The organism is Fusobacterium perfoetens ATCC 29250, from assembly GCF_000622245.1.
GTDB classification, from domain to species: domain Bacteria; phylum Fusobacteriota; class Fusobacteriia; order Fusobacteriales; family Fusobacteriaceae; genus Fusobacterium_B; species Fusobacterium_B perfoetens.
Genome location: NZ_JHXW01000018.1, coordinates 1 through 11100, shown reverse-complemented (window position 1 = coordinate 11100; position 11100 = coordinate 1). Strand labels below are relative to the sequence as shown.

The 11100-nt window shown below is 26.2% G+C and carries 10 protein-coding genes and 2 rRNA genes; 5 read left to right on the top strand and 7 right to left on the bottom strand.

Annotated features, from left to right (window positions below):
* Nucleotides 1–291: 291 nt before the first annotated feature.
* The 5 genes from T364_RS0106790 to T364_RS0106770 form a co-directional block, all read right to left on the bottom strand.
* Nucleotides 292–1005, bottom strand: a complete 714-nt coding sequence (locus T364_RS0106790; RefSeq protein ID WP_051532681.1) for an RIO2 family protein — start codon at nucleotides 1003–1005, stop codon at nucleotides 292–294.
* A 219-nt stretch (nucleotides 1006–1224) separates the two neighbouring features.
* Nucleotides 1225–2067 (bottom strand): 3-deoxy-8-phosphooctulonate synthase, encoded by an 843-nt coding sequence (gene kdsA, locus T364_RS0106785; RefSeq protein ID WP_027128907.1) that lies wholly within the window; start codon nucleotides 2065–2067, stop codon nucleotides 1225–1227.
* Nucleotides 2068–2069: 2 nt separating this feature from the next.
* Entirely contained in the window at nucleotides 2070–3524 is a 1455-nt protein-coding gene (locus T364_RS0106780) for a UDP-N-acetylmuramoyl-L-alanyl-D-glutamate--2,6-diaminopimelate ligase (protein WP_035945508.1), read from the bottom strand.
* Nucleotides 3525–3538: 14 nt separating this feature from the next.
* Entirely contained in the window at nucleotides 3539–3982 is a 444-nt protein-coding gene (locus T364_RS0106775; RefSeq protein WP_027128905.1) for a PTS sugar transporter subunit IIA, read from the bottom strand.
* A 21-nt stretch (nucleotides 3983–4003) separates the two neighbouring features.
* The gene (locus T364_RS0106770; protein ID WP_027128904.1) at nucleotides 4004–4954 is read right to left on the bottom strand and encodes an ROK family protein; all 951 of its coding nucleotides are present in this window, start codon (nucleotides 4952–4954) and stop codon (nucleotides 4004–4006) included.
* Nucleotides 4955–5205: 251 nt separating this feature from the next.
* Between T364_RS0106770 and trpS the strand changes: the two genes are divergently transcribed.
* The 5 genes from trpS to T364_RS0106745 all read left to right on the top strand — a co-directional run bounded on the left by trpS (nucleotide 5206) and on the right by T364_RS0106745 (nucleotide 10305).
* On the top strand, nucleotides 5206–6189 hold the full coding sequence (trpS, locus tag T364_RS0106765; protein WP_027128903.1) for a tryptophan--tRNA ligase: 984 nt from the start codon (nucleotides 5206–5208) through the stop codon (nucleotides 6187–6189).
* A gap of 23 nt (nucleotides 6190–6212) precedes the next feature.
* Nucleotides 6213–6911 carry an AzlC family ABC transporter permease gene (locus T364_RS0106760; RefSeq protein WP_027128902.1) on the top strand — a complete coding sequence of 233 codons (699 nt, stop codon included), beginning with the start codon at nucleotides 6213–6215 and terminating at the stop codon, nucleotides 6909–6911.
* Nucleotides 6904–7212 (top strand): branched-chain amino acid transport AzlD family protein, encoded by a 309-nt coding sequence (locus T364_RS0106755; RefSeq protein WP_027128901.1) that lies wholly within the window; start codon nucleotides 6904–6906, stop codon nucleotides 7210–7212. Before T364_RS0106760 ends, T364_RS0106755 begins: the two co-directional genes overlap by 8 nt.
* A gap of 10 nt (nucleotides 7213–7222) precedes the next feature.
* Nucleotides 7223–7495 carry a hypothetical protein gene (locus tag T364_RS10650; protein WP_051532680.1) on the top strand — a complete coding sequence of 91 codons (273 nt, stop codon included), beginning with the start codon at nucleotides 7223–7225 and terminating at the stop codon, nucleotides 7493–7495.
* A gap of 203 nt (nucleotides 7496–7698) precedes the next feature.
* Nucleotides 7699–10305: a cation-translocating P-type ATPase gene (locus tag T364_RS0106745; RefSeq protein ID WP_027128900.1), complete on the top strand. Its 2607-nt coding sequence runs from the start codon at nucleotides 7699–7701 to the stop codon at nucleotides 10303–10305.
* A 451-nt stretch (nucleotides 10306–10756) separates the two neighbouring features.
* Here T364_RS0106745 and rrf read toward each other — a convergent pair.
* Both rrf and T364_RS0106735 read right to left on the bottom strand, forming a co-directional pair.
* A 5S ribosomal RNA gene (rrf, locus tag T364_RS0106740) occupies nucleotides 10757–10873 on the bottom strand.
* 46 nt (nucleotides 10874–10919) lie between these two features.
* Nucleotides 10920–11100, bottom strand: a 23S ribosomal RNA gene (locus T364_RS0106735); the annotation flags it as partial.

Here is an 11100-nt window from a genome sequence, read left to right as displayed (position 1 = left end):
AAGTAGACTTGCATGTGTTAAGCATTCTGTCAGCGTTCATCCTGAGCCAGGATCAAACTCTTCATTAAAACTTTATATTTATTGACTAGGTCAATTATTAACACTTACCGTTATTAAACACCAAAATATGGTTGTTTGCTTGTCATATATCTCTATTCTGTTGTTAATGTCCTTAGTTCCGTATCTCACGGACAAGATTAATTATACCTTAGAAATTAAAATATGTCAACATATTTTTTTATTATTTTTACGAATTTATAGTTTTTCTTTATTTTTCAATACTTTGCTATTTCATTTTTTTATTTTCTTTTTTATAGCTTCTTTTAATCTTTTTAGAGGATATCCTCTAAAAATCCATATTTTTCTAATTTTTTGGAAATTATTAAAATATTTTATTCTTTCTTCATCTAGTGGTTCTTTGCATTTTTTATTCCAACATTTATATATTCCTGTTATATCAGCACCTTTTATTAGATTTTTTAATTTTTTAGGTAACCACTTTATAGAAATACATGATTGAAAATCTATTATATACGGATATTCATTTTCTCCAACTATTATATTTCCTAAATTTCTTAAATCTAAATGTACTATATCTTTTTTATGCATTTCCATCACATTTTTTTCTAACTCTAAGAAAAATTCTTTTTCTATACTATTATCTAAAAAACTTTTTAAAGGTTTGCCTTTTATAAAATCAAAAGCTAGAGTATATTTTGATAAAAATATTATATTTTTAGTAACTGAAGGATTATTTTCTAATTTTTTTAAAGAATTTCCTTCTCTTTTAACAAAAATTTTTCCTAAAGTATTCTTTAAAATCCAAGGAGAAGTAGAAAAATCTTTTATAGTTAAATCCAAAATTTCATCCTTATATCTGAATACAGCAGCATTTATATACTCCCCCTCATTCATCAATATTAAATTCTTTTTATCAATCTCTTTTCCTATTTTTTTTGATAATTGATTTTTTATATTTTCTTTTATTTTTTCTAAATCTTTCATTTGTTATTTCTATCCTCTTTAAATTAAAATGAACTATCAGTCAATATTTTAGTTTAATTATTATATCACTTTTAATTTTTTTAGTCAATTTAAAAAATATTATGATGGAAATGAGAAAATATTAAAAACATTATTTAGTTTTATTTATAAAAAAGATGTAACAAAATAATAATTAAAAATTATTACCTTGAAACATCTTTATTTGAAATAATAATTTTATTATAATCCTTTTGCTATATCATCAAGTTTTATAGCAACTTTTAAAACTTCTTCTAAATCATCAAGATATAGCATATTTGGTCCATCACAAGGAGCAGTATCCGGATTTGGATGAACTTCTGCAAATATAGCATCTACTCCTACTGAAAGAGCTGCTTTCATTAATGGAAATACATATTCTCTATTTCCACCTGAACAACTTGAAAGTCCTCCAGGAATTTGTACTGAATGAGTAGCATCAAATACAACAGGTACTCCAAATTTTCTCATTTCTAATAATCCTCTCATATCCACTACAAAGTTATTATATCCAAATACATTTCCTCTTTCACAAAGTAAAACATTTGGATTCCCTATTTCGTCCATTTTTGTTACTACATTTTTCATATCCCAAGGAGCTAAAAATTGCCCTTTTTTTACATTTACAGGAAGTCCTGTTTTTCCAGCTGCTATTATTAAGTCTGTTTGTCTACAAAGAAAAGCTGGTATTTGAAGCATATCTACTACTTTTGCCACTTTTTCACATTGCCACGCTTCATGTACATCTGTAATAACAGGTACTCCAATTTCGTTTTTGACTTTTTCTAATATTCTAAGTCCCTCTTCCATTCCAACACCTCTATATGAATGAATAGATGAACGATTAGCTTTATCAAAAGATGATTTAAAAATATAATTTATTCCTAACTTATCACAAATATCTTTTATTTTTTTTGCAACTTCTAAAGACATTTCTTCACTTTCAATAGCACATGGTCCAGCTATTAAAGTAAATCTTTGTTTTCCTCCTATTGTAAAATCTTTAACTTTTATTTCTCTTGTTTTTTCTAATTTATTTATCATTCTTACCTCACAATATTTTTTAAATTATTTACAGCTCTTATAGCTTCCTCTCTATCATCAAAATGAATTTTTTCTCTTCCAATTATTTGATAATTTTCATGTCCTTTACCAGCTATTAAAATTATATCATTTTTTTGAGCCAATTCAACAGCTTTTTCAATAGCTTTTTCTCTGTTAATTTCAATGATATGATTATCTTTTTCTAAACCAATAACTATATCTTTTATAATTTCATTTGGTTCTTCTGTTCTTGGATTATCAGAAGTTACAACTACTATATCACTATATTTTTCTGCTATTCTTCCCATGATTGGTCTTTTAGTTTTATCTCTATCTCCACCACAACCAAATACTGTAATTATTCTATTAGTTTTAAATTCGTTTATACTTTTTAAAATATTTTCTAAAGCATCACCTGTATGAGCATAATCTACTATTATTGTAAAATCAGCTTCTGTTTTCACTGGTTGGAATCTACCTGGTGCTCCATGTATTTTATCTATTTTTTCTATAATTTCTTCATCGCTAATACCTAAAATTTTAACAGCTCCAATAGCTCCTAATAGGTTATAAAGATTATATCTTCCTAGAAGTTTTAAATTTACATTATAAACCTTATCAAAAATTTTTATTTCTACTTCTTGTCCCTCTCTAGTTATTCTCTTTATTTTTCCTTGAATATCTGCTGCTTCTTTAGTACTATAACTTATTCCATTTGTGTATTGAAAATATTTCTTCCCATATTCATCATCTATATTAATTATAGAATTTTTTTTATCTTTTACTAAATCAAATAATTTTCTTTTAGCTAAAAAGTAATTTTCCATAGTTTTATGGTAATCTAAATGGTCTAAAGTAAGATTTGTAAATATACCACTTTCAAATCTCAACATATCTACTCTTCCTATATCTAATCCATGAGAACTTACTTCCATAACTAAATATTTAATACCTTTTTCTATAGCTTTTTTACAAATTTTTATAATTTCTAGTGAAGATGGAGTTGTATTAGGTGCTGGTATAACCTCTTCCCCTATTTTATACTCAACAGTTCCTATTCTCGCTATCTTATTTTCTCCTAATATACTTTCTAAAATATAAGTTATAGTTGTTTTTCCATTTGTTCCAGTAACTCCAACTATTTTTAATTTGTTTTGTGGATAATCATAAAAATTAGAAGCTATTATTCCCATTTTTTTTCTTAAATCTTTTACTAAAAAATATCCTATCCCCTCTACTAAAGGAACTTCTTTTTCTACTAATATTGTTTTAGCTCCATTTTCTATTGCCTTATTTATAAATTCATGGCCATCTGTAATAGCTCCTTCTAAAGCTATAAATATATCTCCATTTTCTATTTTCCTAGAATCAAATTCTATATTTTTACCTGTTATTTCATCTGATACTATTTGTAAAACTGTATATTCTACATCTTTAAATAATTTTTCAATTTTCATTAGATTCCTCTTTTCTATATTTTATTTTTAAATATTTCTAATATTTCTTCTTTAGATTGAGCATTATTTAATTTCGTTACCAATTCTATATCATCCATTATTTTAGCAAATCTTTTCAACCAATTCATGTGCTGTTTTGATGATAATGTTGATATAATAAATACTAATTTTATTTTCTTATTTTTTACATTTGGAAAAACTGTACCTTCATTTATTTTTAAAAAAGATAGTGCATTTTTATTAACCTTATTTCCTGGTCTTGAATGAGCTAAAAATATATCATGGTCTACTAAAAATTTTTCTCCATTTGTTTCTATATTTTCTTTTATTTCTTCTACATATTCTTTAGTGACACATTTATCTTTTATCAGCATTGAAGAAGCAATATCTATAGCTTCTTGCCAGTTATTTACACTATTAACTACTTCTACTCTTAAATTTATATTATTTTCAAACATAGATTCCTCCTAGTAAATCTACTAACCAATCAATGCTGCTGCCCCATAAATACCTGCATTTTCTTCTAAAATACCTATTTCTATTTTAAATCCATCTTGTAATGTTACACCCATAGCATATTTAGGTAATTTTTCTTTAACTCTATCTAAAAGTATATCTCCTGCCAAAGATACTCCTCCAGATAATATTATTTTTTCAGGATTAATTAAATTTAAAATATTTCCTATTCCCATAGCTAAATATTCACTTTCATATTCTACTATATCAAGAGAAAATTTGTCTCCCTCCTTAGCACATTCAAACACATCTTTAGCCTCTAATTTATCTATTTGTCCATTCAATTTTTTATATAATTCATTTGTTTTATTTACTTTTAATCTTGAAATAGCTTCTCTTTCTATTCCTGTAGCTGAGGCATAAGCTTCAAAACAACCTCTTTGCCCACAACCACAAAGTTTTCCATCTTTAACAAGTTTCATATGTCCTACTTCTCCACCAGCACCTGAAAATCCAGAAATTATTTTTCCCTCTATACAGATGCCTCCACCTATTCCTGTACCTAAAGCTATAGTGACACTACTTTTTGAACCTTTTCCAGCTCCATGTTTGGCTTCTCCCAAAGCTATAACATTTACATCATTTTCTACTTTTGTTATTTTTCCACTTATATTTTTAAAAATTTCAGCTATATTTAAATTTTTTTCCCAAGGGAAATTAGCAAAAAATCCAACTATTTCTTGATTTTTTACAGGTCCAGGTATACCCATTCCTATACCTTCTAAATTATCTATATTTATATTTTTTTCTCTTAATAATTCACAAATAGTTTCCCATATTCTCATCATTGTTTTTTCTACACCATCTAAAGATAATGTTTTTATAGATTTTTTTATAATAATATCTCCTTCTTCATCTAATATACCTATTTTAGTATTTGTTCCTCCAATATCTACTCCTGCAATATATTTCAAAATAATCAACCCCTCTTTAAATTTAAGATATTATTGTCTATATTTATATTATAATATAATTTTTCATCTTTTATCAATTATTATTTAATTTAATTATAAAAAACTTTCTTAATTTATATTGTAAAAACTTGATTATTATAAAATATAGTGATATAATTTTTTTAATTAATATTTTCTAGGAAATTTATCCTGTGACTTCACAGGTTTTTTTATTGAGAATAATGTATTTTAATTTATTTTAGGAGGATTTTATGAAAAGAAGTTTATCTGGTATACAACCAAGTGGAACTTTACATCTTGGTAACTATTTTGGAGCCATGAAACAATTTATTGAAAATCAAGATAAATATGAAGGATTCTATTTTGTAGCTGATTATCATTCTTTAACTTCTCTTACAAAACCTGAAGTTTTAAGAGAAAGTACAAGAAATATTATTTTAGATTATCTTGCTCTAGGTCTTGACCCTGAAAAATGTACTCTATTTTTACAATCAGATGTACCTGAACATGTAGAACTTTCTTGGCTTTTAGCAAATGTTACACCTGTAGGACTTATGGAAAGAGGGCATTCTTACAAAGATAAAATAGCTAAAGGTATTTTTCCAAATACAGGACTTTTAACTTATCCTATTCTTATGGCCGCTGATATATTAATCTATGATTCTGATGTAGTTCCTGTAGGAAAAGACCAAAAACAACATCTTGAAATGGCTAGAGATATAGCTATGAAATTTAATCAACAATATGGAGTTGATTTCTTCAAGCTTCCTGAACCATTAATTATGGAAAATTTAGCTGTTGTTCCAGGTACTGATGGACAAAAAATGAGTAAATCATATGGAAATACTATAAATATGTTTGCTCCAAAAAATGTTTTAAAAAAGCAAGTAATGTCAATAGTAACTGATTCTACTGAATTAGAAGCACCTAAAAATCCTGATAACAATATATCACAACTTTATAAACTTTTTGTGTCAGAAGAAAAATATCAAGAAATGAGAAACAAATTCATGGCTGGTGGATATGGTTATGGACACGCTAAAAAAGAATTATTAGAAGCTATTCTTGAATATTTTAAAGAAGCTCGTGAACGTAGAGAAGAACTTATGAAAAATCCTGAGTATGTTGATGAAGTTTTAAGAAAAGGTGCTTTAAAGGCTCGTGAAATTGCTAGAAAAAAAATAACAAAAGCTAAAGAAATTGTTGGTCTTATGGGAAATGCTTATAATAAATAATAAATATTTAAGAGGTTGTATTAATGAAAAATTATAGTGAAATAAAACATGCTATTAGTTTTGGAATTCCTGTTTTTATATCTTATATTCCTGTAGCTGTCACTTTTGGATTAACAGCTAAAAATTCTGGTTTTTCATTATTTGAAACTTTTGCCTTTTCTTTTTTTGTAATAACAGGTTCTGGTCAATTTATGGCTGTAAATCTTTGGAATATAAATACAAACATTTTAGGAATTTGGTTCACTGTTTTTTTGATGAATTTAAGATTATTTTTAATGAGTTCAGCCTTAAATGATAAACTTAGTAAGAGAGCTAAAAAATATTTATTTCTTATTGCTCCTCTAGTAACAGATGAATCTTTTGCTCTGTCTACTTTACAAGAAAAGAAAATTGAACCTGAATTTATAATTCCTTTACAATGTATTGGTCATTTTTTTTGGTGGTTTTTTACTATAATTGGTTATATTATGGGAGGTTTTCTTCCTAAGAATATAAGTGATAGTATGGGAATAGCTATTTATGCCCTATTTATTTCTATGTTAGTTCCTCAAATGAGGAAATCTTTGTCTATAACTTTTATTATTCTTCTTTCTGGATTTATAAATTGGAGTATAAAATATTTAAAAATATTTCCAAGTGGTTGGAATATAATTTTAGCTATTATCATTTCTTCATTTGTAGGAAGTTTTATTTTGAAAGAGGAGGTAAAATCAGATGAATAAAAATACTTTTTTCTTAATTTTAGGTTTAACTTTAGTAACGTTTATTCCTAGATTTCTTCCCTTCAAAATTATGAAAAATATAAAACTTTCAAAGAGAGCTAATTTATTTTTAAAGGCTATTCCTTTTTCAGCTATAGGGGCATTAGTTTTACCAGATGTATTTTCATCTATTCCTAATAATCCCATTGCTTCATATATAGGAGCTTTTAGTGCTCTTATTCTTTCTTTAATGTTTAAAAATTATATTTATGCTGTTATCGGAAGTATTATATTAGTGTATATATCTATTATACTTTTTTAAAGGAGAATTTATGAAAAATAAATTTTGGAATTCATGGTTTAAACTTGTTGGTATGTTATTAATTGTTTTAATCATTTGGATAGCATTACTTTTTTTAGGAAAATATTTTCTAGGCGAGACTTTTGAAAAAAATAAAGTTATTCATTATATGCTTCTTATGATTATGGTTGTAAAAGTAAGAGAAATCTTTTTAAAAGACATAAGTTTAAAAAAAGAAAATAAAAAAGATTTAGATAAATTAGAAAATAATAGTTCTGATATTGATAAAAAAATTAATTTTTAGGTTGCATAATTTTTTATATTATGTTATAATTCTTTCAGATTAAATTTAATATAAAAGGGAGTAGTTTAAGTTGCAATGTCAACAATCTCGACAGTATGTCTGTCTGGTATTGCAAGCCTTTAATTTTGTAGGTAACGAGACTTTTAATATAGTTAAAACTATATTAAAGGTCTTTTTTATTTTTAATTTTTTAAGGAGGAAAAATGAAGAAATATTTCAATCAAAGTACTGAAGAGATACTTCAAAATCTTCAAGTAACTAAAAAAGGACTAACTTCGACACAAGTAGAAGAAAACCTAAAAAAGTTTGGTCCTAACCAATTAGAGGAAGGAGAAAAAGAGAGTGCTCTTTCAATTTTTATTTCTCAATTTAAAGATATTTTAGTTATTATTCTTATTATTGCAGGATTAATTTCCATGTTTACAGGGAATTTTGAAAGTTCTATAGTAATATTTGTTGTTATTACTATGAATGCTATTTTAGGAACTGTTCAACATATAAGAGCTGAATCATCATTAGAAAGCCTTAAAAATTTATCTTCTCCTAAGACTCATGTTATTAGAAATGGAGAAAAAATAGAAATAAATTCTAAAAATGTAGTTGTTGGAGATATTATACAATTAGAAGCTGGAGATATAGTTCCTGCTGATGCTAGAATTATCGAATCATTTTCATTAAAATCTAATGAAAGTTCTCTTACAGGAGAATCTGAAAGTGTTGAAAAAAGTAGTGAAATTATTGAAAAAGAAGATTTACCTTTAGGTGACCAAAAAAATATGATTTTTTCTGGAAGTTTAATTACTTATGGAAGAGGTACAGCTGTTGTAGTTAAAACAGGAATGTCAACTGAAATTGGAAAAATAGCAACTCTTATGAAAGATACAAAAGAAAATTTAACCCCATTACAAATTTCTCTTGATAATTTTGGTAAAAATCTTTCAATTTCAATATTAGTACTTTGTGGAGTTGTATTTGGAACTAATATTTATCATGGAGTTACAATACTAGAATCTTTACTATTTGCTGTTGCCTTAGCTGTAGCTGCTATTCCAGAAGCTTTAAATCCAATAGTTACTATTGTTCTAGCTATTGGTACTCAAAAAATGTCTAAAGAAAATGCAATAATAAAAAAATTGAAAGCTGTTGAAGGATTAGGTTCAGTTTCTATAATTTGTTCTGATAAAACAGGAACTCTTACTCAAAACAAAATGACTGTTAAAAAGATTTTTGTTGATGGAAAAGTTATTGATAGTGAAAATATAAATTTAGAAAATAATTTTGAATTTAATTTAATAAAATATTCTTGTTTATGTAGTGATGCTATAAGTAGTAATGGAGCCGAAATAGGAGACCCTACAGAAACTGCTCTTACTACATTAGCATATAAATTAGGAATCAAAGAATTAGATTTAAGAAATGAATATAAAAGATTATCTGAAATTCCTTTTGATTCTGATAGAAAACTTATGTCTGTTCTTTGTAATATAGATAATAAAAATATTATGATTACAAAAGGAGCTTTGGATGTTATTTTAAAAAGAACAAAATATATCCTTTCTAATGGTATTACTAGAGAAATAACTGAAAAAGATATAGAAGTTATTGAAAAAACTAATTTTGAAATGTCTAATAACGGACTAAGGGTTCTTGCTTTTGTTGTTAAAGAATTTGATGAATATAAAAATTTAGAATATTCAGATGAAACTAACTTTACTTTTGTAGGATTAATTTCTATGATTGATCCTCCAAGAATTGAATCAAAACAAGCTGTTTCTGATTGTATAAAAGCTGGTATAAAACCTATAATGATTACAGGAGATCACAAAATTACAGCTTCTGCTATTGCTAGGGAAATTGGAATACTTAGAGATGGTGATAAAGCTATTGAAGGAATTGAACTTGAAAAACTTTCTGATGAAGAATTCGAAAAAGAAATTGAAAATATATCTGTTTATGCTAGAGTTTCTCCTTCTGATAAAATTAGAATCGTTTCTATGTGGCAAAAAAAAGGAAATATTTGTGCTATGACTGGTGATGGAGTTAATGATGCTCCAGCTCTTAAAAAAGCTGATATTGGAATTGCCATGGGAATTACTGGAACTGAAGTTTCAAAAGATGCTGCTTCTATGATATTAACTGATGATAATTTCTCAACAATTATAAAAGCTGTAGCTACAGGTAGAAATATTTATTCTAATATTAAAAATTCTATTAAATTTTTATTATCAGGAAATTTGGCTGGTATTATTTCTGTTTTTTATGCTTCTGTGTTAAATTTACCAATGCCTTTTGCACCTGTACATCTTTTATTTATAAATCTTGTTACTGATAGTTTACCTGCAATAGCTATTGGAATGGAACCTGGAAATGATAGAATTCTAGAAGAAAAACCTAGAGATATAAATGAACCTATACTTACAAAAGAATTAGGTACTAAAATCTTATTACAAGGTGGACTTATTACTATATTTGTTTTATATGGTTTCTATCAAGGATTAAAATATTCTCCAGAAGTTGGAATGACTATGGCTTTTGCTATTCTTTGTTTAGCTAGATTATTCCATGGATTCAACTGTCGTACAAATAGTAGTATAATAAAATTAGGATTTATGTCTAATATATTTTCCGTTTTTGCTTTCCTTATAGGAACTATTTTACTTACTTTGATATTAACTATTCCTAGTTTAGGAAAATTCTTTGAAACTACTCCACTTAATATGACACAACTTGGAATGATTTATTTATTAGCTTTTATTCCTACAATTATAATTCAAATTGTAAAATATATTAAATATGATTTAAGTAAATAACTCTAAATATATAAAAAAGCACGATTTTTATCGTGCTTTTTTAGTGTATAATAATTCATGAATAATAATCTTACTTTCTATAAGCATAAACTTAAATATATTTCTTTAAATATTGAGATGATATTTATTCTAAAAATAATAAAACTAAAAAATTAAAATTCTTAGATTTAATTTCTTTAGAAAAAACTTTCTTAAGCAGAAAGGATATATAGAAATTTTAAACAGAATCTACTCTCTTATTCTAAGTACTGAACTTCTATAATTTTAATAGGATTTTATACTCCTAAATATGATTTTCACTATGCTTTTCCTTTATCATTTAGTATTTAATAACTTTCACAAACATAACCCTAACTTATGTTTTTTATAATTTAAAAATCTCTATATTTTATGTCATACTATATTTTTAAATTTTTGAATTAAAAAATTATAATTTCCTAAATAATAAAAAAGTTGGCAAGTTCCTATCCTCCCAGAGGGCTGCCCCCCAAGTACTTTCAGCGTTTACGAGCTTAACTGCTAGGTTCGGTATGTTACTAGGTGTACCCTCGTAGCTTTTCTTGCCAACTTATATTTTGAGTTTTTAAACACTCAATACTACATAGTAATTTCTCTTGATTAAGATTCCGACTTATTAGTATTGGTCCGCTTAATGAATTACTTCACTTACACTCCCAACCTATCTAACTCCTAGTCTCGAAGTTGTCTATAGAGTACTTATCTTAAAGTCAGTTTCCCGCTTAGATGCTTTCAGCGGTTATCTAGTCCAAACGTGACTACCCAGCTGTGCCACTG